At 44.2% G+C, this 25,193-nt stretch carries 16 protein-coding genes; 3 read left to right on the top strand and 13 right to left on the bottom strand.

What is annotated here, in order from left to right:
- Positions 1 to 80: 80 nt before the first annotated feature.
- Positions 81 to 2,555, bottom strand: coding sequence for an EAL domain-containing protein (locus H5300_RS03730; protein ID WP_182795451.1), 2,475 nt, complete (start codon positions 2,553 to 2,555; stop codon positions 81 to 83).
- Positions 2,552 to 3,670, bottom strand: coding sequence for a substrate-binding domain-containing protein (locus tag H5300_RS03725; RefSeq protein WP_004730499.1), 1,119 nt, complete (start codon positions 3,668 to 3,670; stop codon positions 2,552 to 2,554). The genes H5300_RS03730 and H5300_RS03725 overlap by 4 nt, the downstream gene beginning before the upstream one ends.
- An 81-nt stretch (positions 3,671 to 3,751) precedes the next feature.
- Here H5300_RS03725 and H5300_RS03720 point away from each other — a divergent pair, with 81 nt between their 5' ends.
- Positions 3,752 to 4,846: a substrate-binding domain-containing protein gene (locus tag H5300_RS03720; RefSeq protein ID WP_019350977.1), complete on the top strand. Its 1,095-nt coding sequence runs from the start codon at positions 3,752 to 3,754 to the stop codon at positions 4,844 to 4,846.
- A 140-nt stretch (positions 4,847 to 4,986) separates the two neighbouring features.
- On the opposite strand, the gene H5300_RS03715 is transcribed toward H5300_RS03720, so the two are convergent.
- Positions 4,987 to 6,669, bottom strand: coding sequence for an alkaline phosphatase family protein (locus tag H5300_RS03715; protein WP_182795450.1), 1,683 nt, complete (start codon positions 6,667 to 6,669; stop codon positions 4,987 to 4,989).
- A gap of 197 nt (positions 6,670 to 6,866) precedes the next feature.
- Positions 6,867 to 7,655, bottom strand: coding sequence for an SUMF1/EgtB/PvdO family nonheme iron enzyme (locus H5300_RS03710; RefSeq protein WP_182795449.1), 789 nt, complete (start codon positions 7,653 to 7,655; stop codon positions 6,867 to 6,869).
- Between the two features lie 136 nt (positions 7,656 to 7,791).
- On the opposite strand from H5300_RS03710, the gene H5300_RS03705 reads away from it, so the two are divergent.
- Together H5300_RS03705 and H5300_RS03700 are read left to right on the top strand one after the other, a co-directional pair.
- Entirely contained in the window at positions 7,792 to 9,123 is a 1,332-nt protein-coding gene (locus tag H5300_RS03705) for an anaerobic sulfatase maturase (protein WP_004730505.1), read from the top strand.
- Between the two features lie 87 nt (positions 9,124 to 9,210).
- Complete coding sequence (locus H5300_RS03700) at positions 9,211 to 10,269, top strand: HEAT repeat domain-containing protein (protein ID WP_108123177.1); 1,059 nt, start codon at positions 9,211 to 9,213, stop codon at positions 10,267 to 10,269.
- A 161-nt stretch (positions 10,270 to 10,430) separates the two neighbouring features.
- On the opposite strand, the gene ggt is transcribed toward H5300_RS03700, so the two are convergent.
- From ggt to H5300_RS03655, 9 genes are all read right to left on the bottom strand, one after another.
- On the bottom strand, positions 10,431 to 12,161 hold the full coding sequence (gene ggt, locus H5300_RS03695) for a gamma-glutamyltransferase (RefSeq protein WP_182795448.1): 1,731 nt from the start codon (positions 12,159 to 12,161) through the stop codon (positions 10,431 to 10,433).
- A 260-nt stretch (positions 12,162 to 12,421) separates the two neighbouring features.
- Positions 12,422 to 13,489 (bottom strand): sulfate ABC transporter permease, encoded by a 1,068-nt coding sequence (locus tag H5300_RS03690; protein WP_102449444.1) that lies wholly within the window; start codon positions 13,487 to 13,489, stop codon positions 12,422 to 12,424.
- Between the two features lies 1 nt (position 13,490).
- Positions 13,491 to 13,967 carry a hypothetical protein gene (locus tag H5300_RS03685; protein WP_004730514.1) on the bottom strand — a complete coding sequence of 159 codons (477 nt, stop codon included), beginning with the start codon at positions 13,965 to 13,967 and terminating at the stop codon, positions 13,491 to 13,493.
- Between the two features lie 9 nt (positions 13,968 to 13,976).
- Positions 13,977 to 17,156, bottom strand: coding sequence for a response regulator (locus H5300_RS03680; RefSeq protein WP_182795447.1), 3,180 nt, complete (start codon positions 17,154 to 17,156; stop codon positions 13,977 to 13,979).
- Positions 17,157 to 17,369: 213 nt separating this feature from the next.
- On the bottom strand, positions 17,370 to 17,744 hold the full coding sequence (locus H5300_RS03675; protein WP_182795446.1) for a hypothetical protein: 375 nt from the start codon (positions 17,742 to 17,744) through the stop codon (positions 17,370 to 17,372).
- A 107-nt stretch (positions 17,745 to 17,851) separates the two neighbouring features.
- Positions 17,852 to 19,990 carry an ATP-binding cassette domain-containing protein gene (locus H5300_RS03670; RefSeq protein ID WP_182795445.1) on the bottom strand — a complete coding sequence of 713 codons (2,139 nt, stop codon included), beginning with the start codon at positions 19,988 to 19,990 and terminating at the stop codon, positions 17,852 to 17,854.
- Positions 19,987 to 21,573 carry an ABC transporter transmembrane domain-containing protein gene (locus H5300_RS03665; RefSeq protein ID WP_017081154.1) on the bottom strand — a complete coding sequence of 529 codons (1,587 nt, stop codon included), beginning with the start codon at positions 21,571 to 21,573 and terminating at the stop codon, positions 19,987 to 19,989. Before H5300_RS03665 ends, H5300_RS03670 begins: the two co-directional genes overlap by 4 nt.
- Entirely contained in the window at positions 21,563 to 22,987 is a 1,425-nt protein-coding gene (locus H5300_RS03660) for a TolC family protein (RefSeq protein WP_182795444.1), read from the bottom strand. The genes H5300_RS03665 and H5300_RS03660 overlap by 11 nt, the downstream gene beginning before the upstream one ends.
- On the bottom strand, positions 22,962 to 25,193 hold the full coding sequence (locus H5300_RS03655; protein ID WP_004730524.1) for a response regulator: 2,232 nt from the start codon (positions 25,191 to 25,193) through the stop codon (positions 22,962 to 22,964). The genes H5300_RS03660 and H5300_RS03655 overlap by 26 nt, the downstream gene beginning before the upstream one ends.

Genomic DNA, 25,193 nt, shown 5'->3' with positions numbered 1-25,193 from the left:
TGCCCGAAGGCAGCCCTTGTTTGATCATAAATCAGTGAAGGAACTTAACTTACTGAATTGTTTGATTTAAGTAACGGATGCTAAGCCTCTTTTGGGTTCTGTTCTGAGTTAAGCAAGAAGTAGGACACCCAATCATCAATAGGCAAAGGTCGCGCGAAGAAATAGCCTTGAGCGTATTTACAACCGATCTGGCGTAGAGTCGTTACATGATTCTGGGTTTCAAGGCCTTCTGCAATCACTGAGAAATCGAGTATTTGCGCGAGCTTGAGAACCGCGCAAGTAATCTCATAATCTACTTTTGACGAGTTAATATCTTCAATAAAGCTTCGATCTAATTTTACGCAATCGGCGGAAAGATTCTTCAACACCGACAACGAAGAATAACCCGTTCCAAAATCATCGATAGCGATCTTGTAACCCTTAGAATGAAGTACCTCGATGGTCCTTGAACAGGTCTCGAAATCTCGCATCATATCCCTTTCTGTGATTTCCAGAAGCAGCTGATGAGGCTGACAATCCGTTTCGTCGAGTATCACTTGTAACTGGTCTGCGAGATCGGTCATATAGAACATTCTCGCTGAGAAGTTGATGGAAAAAATCACGCCCTGTAGGTCCATTCCCGCGCGTTGCCATTCGGTAATCAGATTCGCTACTTTCTTAAATACCCATTTATCAATGTCGATAATGAGATCACTTTTTTCTGCAACCTCAAGGAAATCGACGGGCGGCAATAAGCCCAGTTTAGGGTGACGCCAACGTATTAGAGCCTCGGCACCAATGATGTCTTGCGAGTCTAAGTTGACTTTGGGTTGGAAGAAGACTTCAAGCTCGTCATTGGCAATGGCTTGATGAAGCCCCATGTTGGTTTCAATCAAGTCGTTTACCTCGTGAGTCATTTCGTCCGCGTAGACGCGATATTGATCTCGGCCGTTTCGCTTTGCGTGATACATTGCTGTGTCCGCATTTCTGATTAGGGTTTCACGATCTAAACCATGAGTAGGGTACTCACACACACCAATACTCGCCGATACAAAGATAGAATTATCATCGATGTAATAAGGCTTTCTTAACGCTTGATTTAAGCGGTCTGCGATAGGTTCGCCTTCGTCTAACCCAATGTTTGAGTAAACAACCAAAAACTCGTCTCCACCCATTCGGGCAACAAATCCTTTATCACCCACTAAGTTATTCAATATGTGCCCGACATTGACTAATAAGTTGTCACCTGGTGCATGCCCTAAAGAATCATTAATGGTCTTAAACTCGTCAATGTCGAGATAGAACAGCAAGAAAGAGGCGTTGTTCTCATAGGATTTCCTGATCTCTTCATCTAACTGTTTGGTTGCCAATAGTCGATTTGCCAAACTGGTCAGTGGATCGTGGTGGGCGAGGAAGTCGAAGTTCTTTTTTTCTTCCGTGAGGTCTAGGTATGCTTTAGATAGCCTTGAAGCCATATCGTTATAGGCTTTCTCCAAGTGAGACCATTCGTCACTTCGGCCCAAGTTAATTGGATTTTTTAGGCTTCCAGACTCTAGACGATCGAAGCCATGTCTCAGTGCATTGAGTGGCTTTCGAATGTGGTGTCGAACAACGTGGTGAACCAACAACATCGATAATACAACGGCTGAAAAACTGATAATAATGGCGTTCATTCTTGATAAACCGATCTCTTTTTCAAGCTGGTCGGTTAATTCTAAGGCTTGGCTTTGTACGCGTGACTCGGTTTTTTCTACCATCTCTAACAGGTCGCTTTGAGCGACTAAGAGCGAAGCCATTACCAGCCAACGCTGCTCCAATTTCGCTCTAATGCGTTTTAAAGCGGCGTTGTATCGTTTCACCGTTCGATTGATTCTTTTTTTCTCAGCAATAACCGCTGTCGTTTCGATATCAACGTTTTCTAAGTGGAGTAAGAATATATCGAGTTCTTTCTCGACCTCGATAAGCAGTACTTTCTCCGTTTCTGGCGTGATGCGACTGTGAATGTCTCCCACCATTTTTCCTGAAGTGAGAAACGACTCTCTCAACATGTTGATGAGATCTAATTCATTGTTATAACGAATGAAATTTGGTTGGTCTAAGTGCCTAAGCTTGCTGTCGGCTATCGCAAATTCGAGCTGGTCAAGCTGTTCGGCTAAGGCGGCGTCGATTTGATTGGTCTGCTTTAGAATTCGATTTAATGCGAGCGAACTGCCTAAGAAACGATGGAAGTTATCGATAAAGGCATCAATTTTTTGCGAGAAACCTTCGTTAGTTGATAGGTCTCTGAGTCGTTGAAGCTGGAAATCGACATTAAATGCTTCTTCCGACAGTGTGGTTTCACTGAACAAAAAAGTCTGTTCAAGTAGCTTAACTCGAGAGGTGAGCGTAAATACGCGTCGGCTGATTTCAGAGTTAACAATCAAGTCTGATACGTGTGTAGAAGTTTCGTTTTTAAGCGTCGATTCGACGTAATAGAGAGATCGAATCACCATGATGACAGCAAAACTGACAATCAAAAGCGAAAGCAGGTTCGAAATAATGAGTCGTTGGGTGATGTTTATCTGAGGTAATTTCATTGTGGCTTCCAAATTTTCAGATACGCTTCACGGTAGCCATTTTTAGGGTCGTAGATGCCTTTGTCTGACTGGCTGATGAGCTCTTCAACATTATCGGGCGTGACGAGATGCACAGGGGCAGAGTAGCCACTTGGCGGCATGTGATTAAATGCTCGGTTGAGTTCGTCGACTATTTGCCAGCCTTGTAGATATAAGGGTTCAGGTACTGTTGCTAGTTGGAATTGACCGCTATTGATTCTTTTGTACGCTGCCTTGCTACCGTCACCCGCTGAGATGTTTTGTGGTATCAACCGGTACTCCTCTAGGTTTGATTCCAAAGAAGGGATAGCATAATCAATGTACAGGTCGTTGATTGCCAGGAGATGAGTGACTTTCTCGCCGTACTTCTCATCTAGGTTCTTTAATGTCGCAGGCATTTGCTCGGCAATTTTATCGAGCGGTAAATAGTTAAGCTCAAGTACATCACAAGTGCTGCAACGCTTGATGGTATTGACCATCGCGTTGGCTTTGATCATCGCGATTTCATAGTTAGGGTCGGTGAACACCACGGTTCTAGCTCGACCGTTTGAGTTTACAATCGCGAGTAGCGCGGCCACTTCCGCCACATCGAGAGGGTCGGTGGTGATGTTGGTGTATAAACCTATTTCTGGATTACCACCGACAAGTTCAGTCGCGTGCCATCCAATGACAACGATTCCCAGATCTTCAGCTTGTTTCAAAATGGTTTTGTGTCGGACAGCGTCAATGCCGCCCAAAACAATGGCATCGGGTTCAAAACCAATCGCTTTCCTGATAGCTGCACCTTGGCGCACTTCTGAGCCTAATCCATCGATGAATCTAAGGTGCCAATTGATGTTAGAAATGGCTTCAGATATGCCTTTCCCAACGCCATAAACGCCACCATTACGTAAATCAGACGCGACAAAAATAACGTTCTTTTCATGGCGCACGGCAGGGCCTTGTGTGGGGCCATTCCACGTTCGCTGGTTGGAAACCGCACGCATCACTTTTTCTTCAGCATATTGGAAGAAATCGTCTTCATGATTACCCGCAAAACTCTGAGAGTAGCAAGTAATAGCGAGCAACAAACTCGCAAAATTTAATCTCTTATTCATATGGCTTATAAAACGCTTTAACTTATAATCGCTCTATATTTATAATAATGTTAATAAACATTCAAACATTTGGTAACAGTTATGCCGGGTCAAATTTGTAAAAACGTCTTGCTAACCCTACTGACAGCGTGTTTTTCCTTCCCTTTGTACGCCAAGTCTGACCGGGTAAGGGTGGAGGCTGATGCTCAGAAACTCGAAAAATTTCAAGAGACTGTGAGTGGCGAACCGATTCTTTTGGCTCCAATGTCGGTAGAAAAACCGGTTAGAATTGCATTAATTTACCCAAGTGCAGATATTTCTGACTTTTGGACAAGAAATTACATAGCATTGAAGCAAAGGCTCGTCGCTTTGGAGTTACCATTTGAGATCAGCGAGTTCACTTCAAGGCAAATTGAGCACTCATTGCAGACCCAATACACCGAACAAGTGTTGAACTCTGAAACCCCTTACGACTTCGTTATTTTCGGCCCTTCTGAGCTGGGTATTCAAGCTGAGAATATTCAAAAACTGTCTGCTTCGACAGAGTTCAAAACCTTTATTTGGGCTTTTCACACGCCTAATGAACAATGGAAACATCAACCGGATAGCTGGTTCGATTTTTCAAGCGCGATGGGGGCCGATGTCCTGTGTGACCATGTGGTGAAAGAGCTCGGCAACGACGTAGAATTTTCTGCGAATCGTGGGATACCGGGCATAACAGATACTCAACGCTCGCAAGGTTTCATTGATTGCGTAGAAGAGAAAGGTGATTGGCTAACAGTGTATGAGCATTTTGGGCAATACCAGAAGATAGGCGGTGCCGATGGAATTCGTTTAGTGCTCGGTAATTTCCCTGAGGTGACCATGGTTCACAATGCCAATACTGCGATGACCATGGGAGCGGTGGATGCATTAAACAATGCCGACATGTTGTCTGAAATCTATGTGACGGGTTGGGGCGGTACAGCGAAAGAGATTGAAAAGATACGTACGGATGAACTGGATGCGACTCCAATGAGAATGAGTGATGACCTTGGTGTGGCAACGGCCGAAGCGATCAAGTTTCACTTAGAAGAGCGTGAAGCAGAAGTCCCATTGGTTTATTTAGGTCGTATCACGGTTGTACACAACAAGATGAATGATGACCAGTTGGATCAGCTGACCAGAGAAGCGTTTCGATATTCTGGTAAGAACTAGGTTAGATTCAACCTATCCTTTATCGATCAAAAAGAGCCGCTTATCTGTTTCGACTGAATCAGTCTGAATATGATAAACGACTCTTTTAATGAGTGTGTGCTGGATTCGAAATCTAGCTCACGAAACCTTAGAGATATACTCTACTCAGTGACCTCTTGTAACACCTCTCCAATTGATCCACTTGGTTGGGTTATACCCAGTTTGTTTGAAAGTGTTGGCGCAATGTCGTATGGCGTGATTGCCCGCGAGATCTTCTGAGCTTCAACGTCGTAGCCTGCGAAGATTACAGGGACATGCGTATCGTACTTCCATGGCGAGCCATGCGTAGAGGCGATTTGAAGGCCTTCCATGTCGTTAATGTAACTACGCGGTGCAAATACCACATACACGTCACCAGAACGAGCAGGGTGGTAGTTGTTTTTGATTAGCTGCATCACATGAGTATCAGGCACTCGGTTCGCTGCAATATCGCTGCTTGATACTGCAAACGCCACACCCTTCACTTTCGCTATTTCATCGGCGATCGCTTCCTGCACTTTAGCTAGGTCAAGTTTCTTCTCTGCGATTAAATCGTGATTCAGATAGATATAAGGCTGTGCGTACAAGCGAATTGCGTCTTTGGTTAGACCAAATTCATTCTTCAATCGTTTCTCAACACCACTCGAGAGCAGTGTATCTTTATTGAAGTATTGAGCTTGATTAAAGCCAAGCGCATTTGCCGCGGGTGAAGATTCAGGGACACCATGATCGGCAGACAACACAATTAATGTATTTTTTAGCCCGACTTGGTTATCAACGGTTTTAAGAAGCTTGGCGATCGTCTTATCAAGTCGAATTAGGTTGTCTTCTGTTTCTAGGCTTTCAGGGCCGTATAAGTGCACCACGTAGTCGTTTGATGAGAAACTCACAGACAGATAATCAGTCACTTCACCTTGGCCTAGCTTCTCTTGCATCAACAGTGTGCTTGCAAAGTTTTCTGTGATCTCGTCACCGGCCGGGCTAACGGTTAGCGTTGTGCTGTAGTACTTGTAACTTGCAGGGCCATAAGGGTGAGGGAAGGTGCGTTGGAAGTCACCGAGTTTCACTTTGTGTTCGGTATCGTGTTCTTGAAGCGTGTACTTCTCACGTGGTAACGAGAGCTCCCACTTCTGTTTCGAGTACTGAGCAGCAATCGCTTTCTCGTTCCAACGTGATACCCAATCTGGATACTCGTCGTAGTAATAGTTGCTGGTGACAAACTCAGATTGCGCTTTGGAGAACCAGAAGGCTTTACCACTGTGTCCCGCCAATGAGATAGCGCCGCGGTCTTTCACTGATACACCGAACACTTTTGACTTGCCACTATTGGAAATCGTCAACTCGTCACCAAACGTGGTGGAAAGTATTGGCTCCGGAGAACGTCCATCGCCCTGTGCTGTCTTTTGCGTTGGGTCGATCTCAGTTGCTTTGTCGACACCTGCGCCAGAGGTCAACATTTTGTAGTTGCCGTCTTCGACGTTATACACCAAACGCTCTTCGCTACGGTCATACCAAACGTTACCTACCATGCCGTGTACGCTCGGTGGCGCACCGGTTGCAAGCGACACATGGCCCACGATCGTTTCCGTGTTGCCATGTTGGTAGTTCGCGTTGGTGTAGTAAGTGCCGTCATCCATTAAGTACCGGAAACCACCTTCACCGAAGTTATGCTTATATCGTTCGATTAGATCTGCGCGCAGGCCATCTACCGTGATTTGAAGGACTAGATCTGGCTTTTCTGCAGCCGAAGCTGGGAGAGCACAGAGTAACGCGAGTGTCAGTCCTGAAAGCTTGGTGTATTGCATAGAGTTTCCTTATTCAGTATTGCAGCAAAGTTCTAACGTTTGGTCAGATTTCTAACGTGTGTACAGTGCGAATCGTATTTTTAGGATTGTTTGTGAAGATTATTGAGTCATAACCGTCGGCACCTTTAGCTAGTTCGCACATTTAGCTGGTTCACATCTTTAGTTAGTTCGCATCTCTAGCTAGTTCAGAGCCTTAGCTAGTTCGTATCCTTAACTAAACGCAGACCCATATCTGACATAGTGATCGATTGGCTTGCGAAGTCACGACGGTAACTTTCAGATTCATTTTCGTCATAAGCAAAGCTGCCACCGCGAACCGATTTATGTGATAAACCAACGTCGCTGTGTTTTGCGTTGTTAGGATTGTCTGTTGGACCGAATCGGTAGAAGGTGTCATCGAAGGCATCAATCACAAACTCACCCACGTTTCCGGTCATGTCATATAAGCCTAGTTCATTTGGCTTCTTTAGCCCGACTGGATGTGCGCTATTTTTAGAATTTGCTGAGTACCATGCAACATCATCTAAGTTATTGGAACCACTGTAAGTATAGCCTTTGCTCTTGTTCCCACCTTTCGCTGCAAATTCCCATTCAGCTTCAGTCGGCAGACGGTATTCTTCACCTGTAAGTTCGTTCAATTGTTGAACGAAGTAGTTCGCCTGTTGCCAACTTAAGTTATTGACCGGAACTTGTGGGTTTTGGAAATAACTGAGAGATGAACCCATCACCGATTCGAACAATTCTTGAGTCACCTCAAACTTCGCAATGTAGAAACTATCTACAGTTATATCTCGCGCTGGTCGTTCTGCTTTGGTCGCTTCAGGATCGTTCGAACCCATGGTGAATGTACCACCTTCAACTAGCACCATTTCTTGGTCGATTTGTTGGGCGATAGGGTGTGTAGGCACGCTCGCACAGCCGCTTAGGAAAATAGTCATGGTGACGCTGCTGATCGCCGCTAATTGTTTGTAATTGAAAAATTTCATCACGTGCCTCGAATGTTCGAAATAGAGGGCAATTTTAACGTTTAAGGTCATTCCTATTGGTTATAAAGGGTATAACATGCCACTGACTGAAATAGGCATTATGATGGCTACAGACACTAAGATAGGTAGATAAATCATGCACATTACTCAAGGTCCACAATACAATGGTAAAGCGTCTAAACGCTTGCATGTTATGGCTAAGCCAATTGGCGCAGCGTGCAACATTGACTGTAAATATTGTTATTACCTAAGTAAGCAAGATTTGTTGGAGTACAAGAAAGGCAGTTCTCCAAGAATGGATGATGAGACGTTAGAAACCTACATCCGACAATACATCGAAGGTCAAAATACGCCTGAAATTATCTTCTCATGGCAGGGCGGTGAACCGACCATGCTGGGTTTAGCGTACTTTGAAAGAGTGGTTGAACTACAGAAAAAGTACCGACCTGAAGGGGTGTTGATTTCAAATGATCTGCAAACCAATGGCACATTATTGAATGACGACTGGGGCCGATTCTTAGCAAAGAACAATTTCCTAATCGGCTTGAGTATTGATGGCCCTGAAATGCTACACAACGCGTATCGTGTCAACAGAGCAGGCCGTGGTACATTCAAACAAGTGATGGCGGCCGTTGAACTGCTGCACAAACATCAAGTGAAATTCGCAACGCTGACTTGTGTGAATAACCTCACCAGTCAAAATGCACTTGAGGTGTATCGCTTCCTACGTGATGTGGTGAAGTCACCGCAAATGCAGTTTATCCCTATCGTTGAGCAAAAAACCTTTAGAACGGTTGCGCCACAAACGTCTCAAGTGAGTGAGCAGCTTAAACAAGGCGACAAACGTCTGATCCCAGGCCATAAAGACTCGATCATGGAATCGTGGTGTGTGTCGGACTTGGCTTGGGGTAACTTCCTTATTTCTGTATTTGATGAGTGGGCGAAGAACGACATCGGTAAAGTGTTCGTTCAGTATTTTGAAGCAAGTTTAGAAACATGGATAGGGCGTCCTAACCCGCTTTGTACTCTGAATGAAATCTGCGGTAAAGGCCTCGCGATGGAGCCTAATGGCGACGTATTCTCATGCGACCACTATGTTTACCCTGAATACAAGATTGGCAATATTCATCACGAGAAGCTTGATGACTTGGCGTACAGCGCACCACAGCAAAAGTTTGGTTTCGCTAAATCACGCACAATGACCAGTCAATGTCAGCAGTGTGATTACAAGTTTGCTTGTCATGGTGAATGTCCTAAAAACCGCTTTATCAAAACTCGCGCAGGCGAACCGGGCTTGAACTACTTATGTGCAGGTTGGCACAAGTTCTTTTCTCATGTCGACAAGTCGATGGCTTATATCGCTCGTGCGATGGGGCATCCGGTTGCTCATGGCAAATTCAGTGACTCAGTATTGATGGCACATCGTGCAAAACAGGCGCAACAAACTACGTTCGAGACCAAGTTTTAACTCGTTTTTTGGGTCAACAGGTCTAAGACAAATTTAATCAGATACGAGTCTAAGGACAGGCTAAGTTCTCCAGTTTAAGGTAATACTATGATGAAGAAGAGTTTAGCGACGGCTGTTGCTTTATTAGTTTCAACGTCCGCATTGATTTCAACGTCAGCAATGGCAGCGAATAGCGTTCAGCAAACTGTTGACGCACCGGCAAAAAATATCAATCAAGTGCTCGAAATGACGGACACACAAACCCGTATTCAACAGTTGTCTTACATGGCACAAGATCAGAACCAATCTATAGAGAATCGTACTGGTGCACTGCAAGAGCTTGCTTCATACCCAAGCCAGAATGCGCTGGTGGCGGTTGCAAGAGGTTTGAAAGATCAAAACCCTGAAGTTCGAGAGGCTTCGATTATCGGTTCTTCGCCATATCAACTTGAGCACCGTTGGGCGTTAGTTTCGCCTTTGCTGAGCGATACAGATTCTATGGTTCGTCACTCGGCAACATCGAACTTAGTACGTGATTACAATACGTTAGATAAAGAACAGAAAGCACAAATTGAACAACCCGTCGCTGAGTTAATCACATTCTTGGAATCACAAGAATCTGAAAAGTTTCAATTGTTGTTCGCTGACGTGCTCCGTTGGCACAATGAATGGGATAAAGCGGAAACGATTTATCTTGAGTTGATTAATACTCACCAGAAAGACCCTCAAGTTTGGCTGAGCTACGCGGATAACTTCCGAGCTCAGAATAAAGATCAACAAGCGGTCGAGGTGTTGGATCGTGGTTTGAAGAACGTGCCGGACAATGCAGCGATGCACTATTCTAAGTCATTAACTTTGGTTCGCCTTGAAGACAAGGCAGCAGCAGCCAAAGAGATTGAAGTAGCAGCAGAACTTGCAAAAGATAACAGCTATTACTGGTATCTGAATGGGGTACTACAAGAAGAGTTGGATATCGACAAGTCGACTAAATCGTTCGAGAAGGCGTATTTGATCTCTGGTTCTCCAGAGCAGTTATACGCGGTATGTGATATCTACGTGCGATACGGCAACGACAAGACCGATGATTGCTTAAGTGAGCTAGGTAAAGTGGCTCCTGATTATGTTATTGAACAGCTGAAAGAGAAGCGAGTAGCGCCAAGCTCATAATATTTGAATGAGTAAATTGATAAGCCGCTTATGAAAAGCCAGTCGAAATATTCGACTGGCTTTTTTGGATCTAGAGTTCTGTTTGGAATGTCTATTAAAGCAAGGCACAAGTTGGAAACATCTAAAGTGGGTGAGCTTATTCTCTCACCCGTTAAGTTAAATTATTCGCCCATTGAGGTGGATGCACGGCGTCTGTCTGTCGCGCCATGGATCTTGCCATCTTTGATTTCAATGGCGTTCAAACCGCTGACCACTGGAATGACATGTACTGGGTAACCGAGCTGCATAAATTCTGGAACCAACATTTCAGCGTAAGTCTTCTTCTCGACCAATAAACCCGTTGGGTCATAAGGTTTGGTGCGATCTATCTTGGTGCCGTATTGGATGTTTGGAAGGTCAATTGCTTCCTGCGCAGACAGATCCCAATCTAAAACACCAACCACGGTTTTTAACACATACCCCGGAATTTGTGAGCTACCAGGAGAACCAACCACTAAACGCAGGTCGTCTTTTTTATCCATAACCATTAACGGGGTGATCGCGGAACGAGGTCGCTTACCTGCTTCAATAGAGTTTTGAGTCGGTTTACCGTTTATGGTGGGTTTGGTGGAGAAGTTTGCCATTTGTGCGTTAAGAATCACACCATCGACCATTACCCCTGATCCCATACCTGTGCCGACGGTGCTGGTCATTGCAATGGCATTACCGTCTTTGTCGATGATGGATATGTGCCCGGTATCTTGGCTCTCAAAACCTTGATACTGAGCGTAATCAGTATCGGTTAGCTTGCCTGCTTTTGGCGTTGTTTTCGCAATGCCACTTTCCGGAATGAGCTTACGTCGCTCATCGATGTAGGTTTTGTCGAGTAGGGCAGCAACTGGCGCTTCGATGTAATCTGGGTCACCGGCATAAGCGATGCGATCGGCTTTGGCTATTCTCATGGCTTCGGTCATCAAGCGCCAAGGTTCAACATCGGTTTTAGACATATCGGCTAAGTCATAAGCTTCTAACATTTCAAGGCTTTGAGCAACCATCACGCCACCAGAAGCTGGATAACCGAACGAGACAATCTTGTTGCCACGATAGTCGCTTTCGATAACCTCACGTTGTTTCACTTGGTACTGTTCAAAATCTTCTATTGAGAGCTTTGCGTGGTCGGCATCGATTCTGCTGTTCACAGTTTCAACGATGTGCTTACCAAACTCGCCACCATAAAGGTACTTATCGCCTTGTTGGGCAATGTTGCTCAGAGTGTCGGCAAGCTTAGGGTTTTTCATCAATGTGCCGGTTGGTTTGATTTGGTCGCTATTCCAATACAGGGCTTCGATTTCTGGATCTTCAATCAATCGTTCTTGTTCACGAACCACGATGTCGTAGGTGTAGCTGTTCATCGCGTAGCCCTTACTCGCCAGTTCAATTGCGGGTTGAACAAGCTCAGACCATGGCAGTTTTCCGTATTGTTGATGAGTGCTATAGAGCAAACGAAGTGTGCCGGGAACCGCTACAGAACGAGCCCCTAAAATCTCGTTTCGACTTAGTGCTTTTCCATTTTCCATGAACATGTCTGGAGTAGCAGTTGAAGGGGCTTCATCTCGTCCATCAAGTGCGAGGAATTGATCTTTGTCTTTTTGGTAAAACAGCGCAAAAGTACCACCGCCAATCCCAGTCATATCCGGTTCAACCACCGACATTGTCATCTGCATCGCCACCATCGCGTCGACCGCATTACCGCCTTTTTTGAGTATCGAATACCCAGTGCTGCTTACATATGGATTCGTTGCACTTGCCATAAACTCTTCGCCACTTTCATCTGGCGTAATTGGAAAAGGATTTGGCTCAGCCGCGAAACCGACCGCTGAAACCAAACTTAAAGATAAAGTCGCTATTCGCATGCGTTCTCCGTTTAAGGTATCTGTTTATTCGCTCTTAGGTTGACTGAATAAAGGCGGTGAAGTTCGTGAGTTTGCAGCCTTCTTACACAATGCTGACGCTGCTGACATTGGAATGAAATCATCTCAATATTTCTGGATGAAAGGAGAGTTAAGACCAATGTTATGGCTTGTTAAGCATGACAATTCAAAGACATAAAAAAGCCCAGACTGTTTGATTAGCTTGGGCTTTTATTTCTAATGTCGATTATTTTCACGCTTGATTAGAAAACGAAACTCAACATGATGGTGTAAAGGACGGCATCTTTGTCATCAAAACCAGTAAGTGCATTGAAATCCTCAACAAAGGCACCGTTTGCTTTACGAGCCTCAAAATATTGCACTTCACCATTAATAGACACGTTAGGTAACACATCATAGTCAACGCCAATTAAGTAGCTGTTCCCCTCTAAGTGTTCATTGGAGTCAAATTGTGCGCCATAAACGACGTAAGGCGTGAATGACCCTAAGTGGTAACCAAGACTTGCGTACATGGATGAAGAGAAGTCGCTGATTTGCCCTTCACTGGCAAGTACAGCTTGGCCGAATTCGTACTCAGCACCTAACGACCAAAGTTGGATGTGTTGGTTGTCTGCTGTTGGAAGTGAACCGATGTTTTTAATCTTTACGGTTTGGTCAAAATTGGAATCGAGGAATGACAAATTCCAACGATAATCTTCTCCACTCAATTGTAGATTGGCACCAAACATTCGATTGGTTTCAAATTCAAGCTCAGTTGTCGAATTGAAGTCGACTTCATTGTTATCTTTAATTCCGAAAAACGGAGAGAGTAGTAGGGTAGCTTCATCGCTTACATCATGAGTCCAGCTCACTTTGATACCATTGAAGGCAGTGATACCTAATACGGCGTTATATACCTCTGTAGGGGGTCTCGCCGTCATATAGGCTTGGCCGACATAGTAGTATTCAGAGGCAAGGAACAGTGGCAGCCTTAAGCGTCCAATACTTACATCGAAGTCGTTAAACTCGTATCCGAGGTAAGCCCATTCGAGTTGAGGGTCACTCCAATCATATTGGGGTGGTTTGACAACTTGCACAGAAGCTTTGAATGAGTTGTAGAAGTAGTCTAACTGAACCCCAAATGTGGTATCACAGTCGTAACAATTTTCATCGGTAAAACCGCGGTTGATGATTAATGGATTATCGTTATCTGAGGTTGCCCAAGAAGTAGAACCGAATCCGCTTAACGAAAAATTATCGGTAAGTTCAATAATCGCAAAAGCCGGAGAGGCAACTGAAGCACACAGTACTGACGTAATTATTCTTTTCATATTATTTCTCCGAACTTATAACGTAGAGAATGTTGGCATTTTGAGGGACCGAAGAGAGTGGGGAGTAACCAATACGGTTTGGTTTGTCATCAAGCCAGTCCACTAAGCTGTCGGTTGACGCCGTTTTGATTTCTCTTGGATAACGCGCTTTTCCTGAAAAAGATAAACCAGCCCAGTGTGCATTCATTTGAGCTGCATTTTTTCCAAGCAAAAGCTGATAAAAGTCCTCTCTTTCGGCACTGTTCTCAGGCCAATCAGACAGTTCAACACGTTTGCCATTGAGGCGTTTAGTTTTCCCTCTATAGAGCTTTCGCGCTTTGTTTATTGATATCTCTTCAAATCCGGAGTCTAAAGAAAATATGGCATAATCTTCAGCGGCGTGAGCAGGGCTGAGAAGAAGCAAGCTTCCTAATAGCCCTACCGTGACTGGCAACATGACTCTGCGGGGAAGTGTTTTTATTGTTCTAATCCAATCCATGGGTATCTCCTAACAAGTCGCACTTTCTATTTGATGGAATAGCTTTTCTTTTCTTACGGGCTTCGCTACATATCCATCCATGCCTGAATCAAAGCACTTTTGAATATCATCGTCGATAACACTGGCGGTTAACGCGATGATAGGCGTTTTGCTTAAGCCTAGGTTTTTCTCATGCTCTCTGATCTCTTTGGTCGCAGTGAAGCCGTCCATAACGGGCATCATGCAATCCATTAGAATAATGTCGAAGCTACTGTCGTTTTGGTACATGTCGACGGCGATTTGTCCGTTGTCGGCGATTTCAAACGCGTAGCCGGCCTTTGTTAACATCACAGAAGCGACTTTTTGGTTAACTCGATTGTCTTCGACGAGCAGTATTCTTTCAGATTTACTCGGAACCGTGTTTTGCACTCTTTCTTCTGGCAATGTTCGCTTAGCTGAAGCATTAAGAATCGGCGTTACGGTCGCGGGTTTTTTCGTAGATTTAGTTTTGTAGGCAGCAGGAAGTGGCATCGCTTCAACGGCGGCAAGTACTTTTTCTTTTAGCATTTCAAATTTGAATGGCTTTGGTACATAGTCATCCATACCTACGTCGAAACACTTTTGAATATCATCATCAATCACACTGGCGGTTAAGGCGATGATAGGGATACGGCGCGTGGCGTTGGTCTCTTTTTCAACGCGTCGAATGTTGCTTGTCGCTTCAAAGCCATCCATGACGGGCATCATACAGTCCATCAGTATCACTGCGTAATGAGGGTTTGCGGTGAACATGTCCACAGCTTCTTGACCATTATTAGCGAACTCGAATTCAAAACCACTTTTACCGACATGAAGCCCAGCAATTTTTTGGTTGATCTTGTTGTCTTCGACGATGAGTATCTTGTGTTGGATCTCTAGAGGTTGTTGGCTTGCCTCTGAAAGCTCGGCTAAACCCTGCGTATCACAGAGCTCAATAGCTTTAATTAAACGTAAGCCGAGTAGGGGCTGTGCGACTTGTGCAGTAACGTTGTCGCCAAGATCCGCAGGCTCACTTAAGAAAGAACGTATCAAACAGATAGTGATGCCATTTTGGTGCAGCTTAGCTAAGTTATCTGCGTGGGTATTAGCTAGGAATGCATCATCTTCAGCGAAAACGACAGTAATCGGTTTATTGTGTTTCTGAGTCGCGAGTTGTTCGGTCATCGCGGAAGTGTTATTCGTTCGCTGAGTTACCTTTAAGCCATAAAGGTTAAGGTCGCATTCTATTCGTGTAGAAAGCATGTTCTCGTTACCCAGAACATAAATGTCAGCGGTTGCCGTGCTTGGTTTCGGTAGCATCATGTCAACGGGTAATTCTAAGTCGAAGTAGAAACAACTGCCTTCCCCCTTGACTGAATCGAGCTGAATCTGGCCACCCATCAGTTCGACCAACTGTGTACTGATGGCGAGGCCAAGACCAGTACCGCCAAATTGACGTGTAGTTGAGTCATCTTCTTGAGCAAAGGGCTCGAATATTTGTTTCTGTTGTTGCTTGCCGATACCAATACCTGTGTCGCGAACGGCAAATCGAATGGTGACATTATCATCAGATTGTTCGAGTGTTTTGATCGACAGTGTTACGCCACCTTCAGCCGTAAACTTCACTGCATTCGACATAAAGTTCATTAGGATCTGTCTTAAGCGGTGATCGTCGATCATCACGCGAGCTGGTGTATCAGGGCTGATATCGACGTTAACCGATATTTTTTGCTCTTTAGCTTTTGGCGCAACAATAGAGGCTATGTCGTATATCGATTCTCTAATCGACGCCGAGTGCGGGCTGATTAACAGCATGCCAGATTCAATCTTCGAGAAGTCTAAGATATCGTTGATCAAGCTCAGTAGCAGTTGGGATGAAGTTTCAATCGTATCCACATAATCACGCTGTGTGGGTGTGAGTGGGGTATCTGCAAGAATCTCGGAAATACCAATAACGCCATTGAGTGGGGTACGAATTTCATGAGAAATATTGGCTAAGAAGCTGCTTTTCGCTTTGCTAGCTTGTATTGCGTGGTCTTTGGCTTTCTCTGCGTCTTCTACGGCTAAGGTTAATTTCTCTTTTGCGTGTTCTCGTTCAATGGTGAGTCGTTCGACTTTCTGAGCAAACACACTGAGTTCATCTTTACCTTGTATTAGCTTCTCCAAAGAGGGGCGGGTTTCGTCGCTCTCACTTTTCAAAAAGTCCAACACCAATTTTAGGTTATTAGTCACTTGTCTCGCTAACGTTAAGGTGAGCCCCATTACGATGGTTGCGAGTAAAGCAACGATTGAAATAAACAGGGTTCGCTGTATTTGTGCGTTATAGATGGCTTGCTCAACTTCTTGTTGGAATTCTTGTTTAATCACGCCGCCAAGGCTTTGTAATAAGTTAAGTCGAGCACTCATCGCCTCTAATCCAACTGAGACTTCTTGTGGAGTCAGTTGGCTGATTGTGTTTAGGTCGAGTAGCGCGCTTCTAATCTCTTGGCTTTGAGCAAAAACATCATTTCGAAAAACTTCAACCATCAACGACACTTGGTGTTCATTGGCATTCAATGACACAAAGCGTTCTAAGAACAATTGCTGTCTTTCACTCAAAGTTTCAATCTGTTCTGCAAGTTCTGGATCGTATTCTTGGCTGCTTTGGAATATCTCAATCAGAGAGGTACCCAGCTTAAATTCTTCGTTTGACCAGAACATCAGCCATTCCAGTTGCTGCAATGCGGTGAGGTGTTGTTGAATTCCCCGCTTGGTGTTTTCGAATGGGACTTTTTCTATTTCGAGCAATAACTGCTTGTATAAGTCGCTCTGCCACTCAAGGGCATCCAATTTATCGTAGCTGTCAGTGGCTTGCATTGTCGATAAGGTTGCTTCGCTGAAGTCGGCAACCAGTTGATTAATCTCATCAGAAGCATCTAAAAAAATGATTGGAGACAGGTTCTCTAATTCTGCCTTTGCTTGACCGCTCTGTATCGCGAACTCTTCCGGACTTGAGGCCAAAGTACTTCGATACAGAACCGAGATATCTTGAAGATACACAGATAACTGATTGGTTCGCTCAAAATCGGTCAACTGAGTCGTTAAAATATAAGCTTGTCTACCTGCGAGGAAGAGTAGTAATGAAATGGGAAGTAGAACTAAGCCAAAGAGTTTATGTTTGACTGAAAGGTTATTCCAGACCGTAATCGCCATATAAGGATCCATCCAACTGTTTTTATATAAAAACAGTAGAATAAAAATGCCGATATGGAAACTTTGAAACCGCAAATTTAATAGAAGTGTGGGAGGGGTATAAGTTCTTGTGATTCCAGAGCTTATTTTGATATACGTTCTTTTATTAGTAATTTATAGCGTTTGGCAGTTTGTTTAATTTTATGCTTATTGATGAATTACTTAAAATTCGTGTTAATGAGGGCGTTTTGTATCAAGGCTTAGTTCGAAAAGAAGTTGCTCTAAAACCGTTTTTGCAGAGGGTTCTAATGTCCAAATACCGAGCATTCTGTTCAACGCGGCGCGATATGTTCTGTTTTTGAGTAGAAAGGCGAGCGTGCTCGTATCGTTGCTCAAAACATGTGTTTGTACAACTGTGAGCTCAGCTTTGTTTTCGATAACAATTTTCTGAAGATTGAAAGCAGGCAGGAATGAACATTCGTACCAAATCTCAATGATCTCTCGAAGTTCGATTTCTTCTTCAGGCACGTCACAGCCCTGAAATATATGATTCTCAGGAATTGCGGATAAGTAAGCAACATCAAGCTTGTCTGCAACGAATGTGTACATTTGTTTCCTTGTTACCTGTGGTATTGGATCGAATCATCTCTCTCACTTATGATTTTGTCAATTACATCCATGTCGCGAAATGACGAATTGTGAGTAAGCGTTATGATTTAGCTCAAACTGTTTAAGTATTTGTCTGTTAAGCCAAAATATTTCAAGTTTCCATCTGGCTCTAGAACCAAACTCATGTTGGATGTGGCGATTAAGCCGGGATCATTGGTCGAAAAAATGACTGTCTTATTCAGCAACTTATCGCTAAACAAACGGTTAAAGTATTGCGCGTTTTCTTGCTCGGCACCATTGAAGGGCTCATCAATGATTATCAGAGATTGCTCACAGTTGCCCAAGCCAAGGGCCAAACGAAGCTTTTGCTGAATTCCATTTGGAAGACCTTTGCACTTATCGACACTCAATTGAGTCGCTAAGCCTTCTGGTAGCCATTCGTCCAGTTCGAAGAAGCTCACCATCTCTTGCATCTTCTCTGTTGGAATGAGACCGTTATGCAGAATGAAGTTGGTTTCTAGTGAGCCTTCAAAAATATGCAGGTTAAAAGGGATGTAGTTAATTGAGGTGCGATAACGGTAGCTATTGAACTGCTTGATGTTGTAGCCGTCAACGGATACTGCGCCTTGATAACGATCCTCTAAGCCAGCAATGATTGAGATGAGTGTTGTTTTCCCACAACCGGTAGGGCCACAAATGACGACTTTTCCACTGGGTGGTATCTTAAAACCAAGGTTGGTTAAGCCGGTCGCCGCACCTGTGTAACGATGACTGACACCACTGCCAACAATGCTACCTTGGAACAAGCGAATAGGCGGGCTCTTCTCTAAGGTCAGTTTATCGTCATTCATCGACATTAAGTTATTGATCTGTGCTGATGAAGCCTTAATCGACTGGAATTTAGAAATTGAGTTGTATATACCCATGATCGGACCTAACGCCTTCCAAACCAATATCACTGTCGCGAGCATCGCACCAGCGTCAGAAGTCCCTTCCATTACGCCGATTACTGCGGTCACGATACTTGCAGTACCAATCACCTGGATCAAACTGCCGCCAGCGGCCTGAATCTTACTGTTCGTTACGGCAACGTTCTCGGCATCACTGGTACTTTGCATATGTGAAGCACTGAACCGAGATTGAACGACACGAAGTAAAGGTAGGCCTTGAATAGTCTTGATACCACGAAGAATTTCATTCCATTGATACGAAACCATCGCATTGGCGCGCGAGCTTTTGGACGTGGCTTGCGAGTAGATATAGCGAGAGTAAATACAGAACACTAGCATCAGTATTAAACCACCCATTACCACCAATGCCGCGGTACCAGACATCAGGGCAATCGCGATGATAAATACAATCACAAACGGCATATCAAAATAGCTAAGCGTTGATTCTGCGGTCACTAAGCGTCGGAAGGTATCGATATCTTTCAAACGAGCCAACTGAGACGAAACCCCAGCGGTTGACGTCATCGCGTAGGGCAGCCAGAGAAGTTTCGATATTACGGCTTGTGAGATGTGCACCGCGAGATCTTTACCGGACGTGGCAATGATGTTGACCCGCATCTTTTTGAAGAAATACTCCGAGAAGCCAACAATGATGGCAAATAAAGTGAGCCAATAGAGCGTTGCTTGAGAACTCGAAGTGAGCGCGAAGTTATACACACTCATAATAAAGAAAGGCTGTAACGCGCCCAGTATACTGATGACGAAACTGAGTATGATCAAGCTTTTAAGTTCGTTGTTATAACGATAGAAAGCGTATTTTATCCAATTGCTTCTGTCTTGCGATTCCGGCGGTGGTTCGCGGAATAGACGAGAATATTCGCTAATCGAAATCAGCAAACAGGGCTTTTTACACATTGGGTATTCAATGGTGTTGTTGTTCGTGTAATCAAACAAGAGTAACTTTCCATCCTTAGTACCTAAGAAAATGGCGCTAAGGTTCTCTATCTCAATAAAGCATGGGTGAGGGTACTGATCGATATTCTCGAGAGTCTTTAGCTTGGTCACATCACAGCGGTATCCAAGACGCTCTATGGTCGCAGTAAAACTGTCACTGTCTTTTTGTTTGGGAATAAAAGCGTCACTGAGAATAGACGGCGTGCCTTCCCATTCCAGTGCAATTAAGGTGTAAGCTAAGCCACGAATCAGCGGTGACTGACTGTAGCGTTCATCATAACCACTTGCTTCAAAGTCCAACACCCGCTGCGGAACATTGTTGAAATCAACTAGGATGCTCATTGATCACCTCCGGTAAGTTTTACGCGTTTGAGGCGGTGGTTTAGTTTGTCCATCTTATTACTGGCGATGATTAGGATTTTGTCATTGGCACGATAGGCGGTACTGGTCAGCACCACTCGTGCAAATTCCTCATCATAGACACAATCGATATCATCAAATATCAATACACGCTTACTGGCGAGCAGGGCGCGAACCAATAATAAGGCGTAACCTACTTGGCGTGAGAATGGATTGCGCATGTGGCCTTTGAGTTCTGTGTAAAAACCAGCAGGAAGCCCATCGATTTGTGCCTTGATGTTCATGGTCTCGCACAGTGCAAACGCCGTATTATTCAAACTTGGTCGGAAGCAGGTTAGATTATCAATAATGGTCCCTTCCACGAATGAGCTTGTTTTATCGACCATCAGCACGCTGTTACGCCAAACGTTGTAGTTGACGTCATCGAGAGGCGTGTCATTAATCATGATGTCCAGTTTGTTATCGCTGTTCTGGCGAGTAATACAGTTGGCAAGGTGTGTTTTGCCTGAGCCACTTTTCCCTGTCAGTAAATAGGCTTGCCCAAGTTCGAACTCGATACGCTGTTTTTCAGAATACTTAACCGAAATACGTTCAACCTCTGTTGTCTCATGCTGATGTTCAACCGAAGCCGCCAGCTCAAGCAGTTCGGCGATACGTTGTATATGGAGTTTGTTTAACTCCCAACGGCTCGCGGTGCGCATCACTTGTTGGTAAGGCGCAAAATAACGGTTGGTTAGCATGATGATCGCGGCCATGATGCCTTGGCTAGATTCCATATTGATAACGGCCGTTGCTAGTACCACAACAACACAAGCTATAGAAAGCTGTTGGATGAGCGCCAATATTAGGCTGAAGTTCGATTCAATCTGCTCATATTTGATGTTCTCAACTTCGCGCTCTTCGACCATTTGTGTCATCAGGCTTTCAACGCGGTATTCCATATTTCGAGCTTTGATATCAAGCGGGCTAGAGATGATCTCGATGATTTTGGAGGTGGTTAACCCTTCGATGTCTGACTTATTCTGCAAACTACCAATTTTTTGTTTGGAAAGGCTCCACGCAAAAATAGCCAAGATGACAGAGGCAATAAGAAGGGTAATGCCAGCCCATATGTTGATGAGTCCTATGATGAGGATAGTGATCACGCTGACGGCAAGGTTGATAAGCGCTCGAACCGACTCTCCACCAAAGAAAGTCTTAAGTTCAGGAATGGTTGAGATTCGTTCTAGGTATTCGCCCGGTTCTAAACGGCGGAATTTAGAGATCTCAGCCAAACAGATGGATTGAAATACCTTGTTGGTTAAGTTGGTCTCAAACTGCCTCATGATGACAGAGGAAATCTTCTCTTCCTGATTTTTCAAATGATAGTCGAGAAAGATGGAAATCAAGATAATCGCGAACAATAAGAACAGAGTATCTTGTGCTTGGTTGGGTAACACTCGGTCAAAAATGATCAGAATGGAGAAGGGCAGCACCAAGCCAAACAAGGTCGATATTATCGTTGAGAAAGTCAGATAACACTTATCTGCCATATTGATCTTTTGCGAAAATTGTTCAGTTTGCATTACGACCGCCTTTTCTCAATGAATCGGTTGAGAGAAGGTGTTTCGGCACCAAATCTTGATTGTTTCGCCCTTCAATATCGCTCATCAATTGCATGATGCTCTCTATCGATTGAATTGAGAGTATGCCTTTAATTTGCTCAAGCTTGATGGTCTCGATGATGTAGTCGTATCGTGCGCTTTCATAGTCTCTCAAAGCGCTGAACAGTTTACTTTCCGCCGCCAGCAAGTCGGTGATGGTACGCGTGCCTAATTGGTAGGCTCTTTGGATCCCTTTATAAGATGCGTAGTTGGCGCGAATGATGTTTTCGAAACTGCTTATAGACTGCGAGAAATCGTTAATGTTGAGCACTGAGGTATTCACGCTGTTACGTGTGGTATAAAGCGAATCTTGGTAAAGCAGCTCAGTACGTTCGATGGCCGTCGATGATTTTTGATAGCCATAGTAATCAGAACCACCCGACAAGATAGGCACTGCGAGGTTTAAGCCAACACTGGTTGAGTTACTTTCGCCTGTGGCTGTAATGTCGGTTTTATCGTAGTTATTGGCGTCATCATGTCGATAGCTGGCTGAAAGCGAAACGGTCGGTAAGAAGTTTGAACCGCTCTCTTTTAAGCTTCTGCGGCTTCTCTCTACGTTTTTCTTTGCCACCAACAAGTCGTTATTCAGCTTTAACGCCTGATCCATGATCGTCCGTTGCTCGGTTTCGTTTATCTCTTTTAGCGGTACGCTTTCGTATATGTCTTGCGACGGAGTGATAGGGTATTGAATTTGAATAGAGAGCCCGTTGAGAATGACACGTCGATCTTTTTGCAAGGTTCTTAATCGGTTCGACACGCCTTCTTTCTGAGCAATTACTTCGTACAGCTCACTGGCTGCGGTGTTACCTAGCTCTACATTACGTCGCATTTGATGTTCACGCGTCTCAGACGATTTAAGCTCAACTTTAGTCGCTTTTATCTGTGCGTTGTTTTTCAAATACTCAAAGTATTGAGACCCGATTTCCGAAATAGTGCTTTGGATTTTGTTCTCATGCTTCACTTCTTCGATATTGAAGTCAAGCTTAGCCGTCCCATATTTAAAAATGTCGCCAAGATTGAATATGGATTGCGAAAGAGAAAGGCTGTAGCTGTTTGAGTTATAGCTAGAGGTTTCATCGGGTACGCTTGATAGCAAGGTTTCATTCTCGTTCCATGTGGTATCGGCAGCACCATTGAGTGAAGGCAGAAACTTAGATCGGCTGATCCCTATGTTGTACTCGTTTTCTTCCACGCCCTTATCACTCGCACGAAGAGACAGGCTGTTTTGCAGGCCGAGCTCTACCGCTTCAAGCAGGGTAGTCGCCGATGCTGAAGGTGTCGTGCTTAATACAAGCGCAGCCATAATGCTGCTAGTTAAGTTTTTGTACCGCCACATACTTGTTGATCACCTTGATGATTTGGTCGCTTTTATAAGGTTTGCTGATCACGTAATCCATTCCGGCTTCAATACAAGCCTGGTGTTCGTTACTGCTGGTCAATGCGGTTGCACCTATGATGGTACAAGGGTTCTTCTCGTTTTCTTGTTCAAACTGGCGAATACGTTTTGTTGCTTCGATGCCGCCCATACCCGGCATGATGCAATCCATAAAGATGATGTCAGAACGTTTATTCATGAAGTGTTTCACTGCGTCAGCGCCATCGCCAACCATTTCTGGTTCATATTCTTGCTTGGTAAGGATTCGTTTAAGTAAAATCTGCTGAACTCGGTCATCTTCTACGATTAGGAATGAGCTGTTCTCCATTTGTTCTTCTGATGCTTCCGCTTCCATAATGGTGAGCAAGTTAGGAATAAACTCATAAGGAATCGCAGGGGAGTTGATGATCTTATCGACGAAGCTGTGACACTCTTGCGCATGCTGAGTGTTGGTTACCGATAACAGCAACTTGGTATTTGGGTGGTTCTTAAGTTGAGATTTCACCGTTTTACTCAGTGACGGTAACTTGTTGGGTTCAAAGGTATCGGTGAGCATAATCGCATCGTAATCACCAAAGGTCTTCGCCGCTGAAAATAACTCATTGGCAGTGCGAATCTCGGTGATGTCCAGCCCCAAATTACTGAGCATTTTCTTCATCACATCGATGCGAACTTGAGTGTTGGCGCACAGCAGTAAACGCTTACCGTCGAAGCGAGTCTTTTCTGTGTGGAAATTCTTCGCCTTGAGATCAAGCTCAATCTGAAAACGTTCCTGTGCCCCTGACTGGAACCAGTGACTCTCGTAATAGCCGTAATCTTTCAGAACGCTTTTTGCTAAGTCATCTGTATTGGCTGTATGGTCTTTGTGTGCGCTCCAATGGAGTTTATTGAGCTTGGCAACAGAGACATCCAGCGTTGATAAGAAGTTGAGATTGATGGTGACACGGGTATTTTCCATGTCTGACGCCGCACCCGATTCAATCGTCACAAATAGCTTCTTATTTGATTTGAGTTGAATGGCATTGGAAAGCTGCAGGAATAATATCCAGAACAAGCTGGTGGATTGTCCTTCTACGCGATTGGGTAAGTTGTCAGAGATAAAGCAGTCAAGTTCGCCTTCATTTCGTTGAATTTTGGCGCTGATATGAATCATCAATTCCGACAATACGTTGAGTAATGAAAATTCTTTCGATTTACTTTCCGTACCCTGTGAAATCAAACGATTATAGTTTTCTGCTAACTCAGATAATGTACTACATGCAGAGGTAATATCCTTTGCCATCAATACGCCGTTTTCATCGGTTTCTTGAACCAGATATTGGACACCACCGTTGATGGTATTGGTGATTCCGCGAATCTCATAACCGATTAACGCATACAACTGTTTGTAGAGATCGTTATTACGTTTTTGGTCTTCCAATTTACCGAAGATTAGCTTCAAGTGAGAGTAGATCTGGCGCTGCTTAGGGTTGATGCTCACTTCATTAAGAAGCTCTTCAAGCCTTTGTAAATCTAACTGTTTTAGTTCTTGATACAGAGCATCGAACTCATAGTCGATTTCGCGTTCGTTAGAGCTGGATTTCTTCAGTTTCAACATGGCGACAGCGTTAGATAGAACCGTTATCACGGCCAGTATTACGACCACCATAAACAACCAAACGAAGAACTCGTTTTTCTCAGACATCAAATCGCTCGCATGGTTGTTAAACATGGTGCGGTAGTTGTCATCCATCTGCAGATAGTTGTTGGTCAGTGAGAGATATAAATCGAGTACATCGGCACGTGCTTTAGCGCTATCGGAGAAACGGTTAATCGCTAATTCAAGTTGAGTGTATTCAGTAGCGCCAACCAAGCTGAACTCAGTTTTGTTCAAAGAGGCTAAAGATCGAAATTCATCTATTTCACGCTTCAAGTTAACTAGATTGAATTCGTTAGTACCACAAGTGTCGTTACTTAAGCACTGCTGCAGAGTTTGAATATCTTGTTCGATGGTCTGATTAAGCTTCTGAGCTTGTATGAGCAGTGGGGCACTTTGCACTTGCGCGACTGAATCTACTTTTGACCAAGAAAAGTATAAATAGAAAGCGAGCGCAGCCAGTACGATGCTAAACAATATGCTCAGTCGCAGGGCGGGTACAGAAATATTGTACGAAGGTTTTCCGCTCAT

Origin of the sequence: Vibrio sp. SG41-7 (assembly GCF_014164465.1) — a bacterium.
Taxonomy (GTDB): domain Bacteria; phylum Pseudomonadota; class Gammaproteobacteria; order Enterobacterales; family Vibrionaceae; genus Vibrio; species Vibrio splendidus.
This window is presented reverse-complemented; position numbering and strand designations above follow the sequence as displayed.

Bases quoted from the DNA above. Each gene is read 5' to 3' on its own strand.
- H5300_RS03730 (WP_182795451.1), bottom strand. From the start codon at position 2,555: ATGAAATTACCTCAGATAAACATCACCCAACGACTCATTATTTCGAAC.
- H5300_RS03725 (WP_004730499.1), bottom strand. From the start codon at position 3,670: ATGAATAAGAGATTAAATTTTGCGAGTTTGTTGCTCGCTATTACTTGC.
- H5300_RS03720 (WP_019350977.1), top strand. From the start codon at position 3,752: ATGCCGGGTCAAATTTGTAAAAACGTCTTGCTAACCCTACTGACAGCG.
- H5300_RS03715 (WP_182795450.1), bottom strand. From the start codon at position 6,669: ATGCAATACACCAAGCTTTCAGGACTGACACTCGCGTTACTCTGTGCT.
- H5300_RS03710 (WP_182795449.1), bottom strand. From the start codon at position 7,655: ATGAAATTTTTCAATTACAAACAATTAGCGGCGATCAGCAGCGTCACC.
- H5300_RS03705 (WP_004730505.1), top strand. From the start codon at position 7,792: ATGCACATTACTCAAGGTCCACAATACAATGGTAAAGCGTCTAAACGC.
- H5300_RS03700 (WP_108123177.1), top strand. From the start codon at position 9,211: ATGATGAAGAAGAGTTTAGCGACGGCTGTTGCTTTATTAGTTTCAACG.
- ggt (WP_182795448.1), bottom strand. From the start codon at position 12,161: ATGCGAATAGCGACTTTATCTTTAAGTTTGGTTTCAGCGGTCGGTTTC.
- H5300_RS03690 (WP_102449444.1), bottom strand. From the start codon at position 13,489: ATGAAAAGAATAATTACGTCAGTACTGTGTGCTTCAGTTGCCTCTCCG.
- H5300_RS03685 (WP_004730514.1), bottom strand. From the start codon at position 13,967: ATGGATTGGATTAGAACAATAAAAACACTTCCCCGCAGAGTCATGTTG.
- H5300_RS03680 (WP_182795447.1), bottom strand. From the start codon at position 17,156: ATGGCGATTACGGTCTGGAATAACCTTTCAGTCAAACATAAACTCTTT.
- H5300_RS03675 (WP_182795446.1), bottom strand. From the start codon at position 17,744: ATGTACACATTCGTTGCAGACAAGCTTGATGTTGCTTACTTATCCGCA.
- H5300_RS03670 (WP_182795445.1), bottom strand. From the start codon at position 19,990: ATGAGCATCCTAGTTGATTTCAACAATGTTCCGCAGCGGGTGTTGGAC.
- H5300_RS03665 (WP_017081154.1), bottom strand. From the start codon at position 21,573: ATGCAAACTGAACAATTTTCGCAAAAGATCAATATGGCAGATAAGTGT.
- H5300_RS03660 (WP_182795444.1), bottom strand. From the start codon at position 22,987: ATGTGGCGGTACAAAAACTTAACTAGCAGCATTATGGCTGCGCTTGTA.
- H5300_RS03655 (WP_004730524.1), bottom strand. From the start codon at position 25,193: ATGAGCGGAAAACCTTCGTACAATATTTCTGTACCCGCCCTGCGACTG.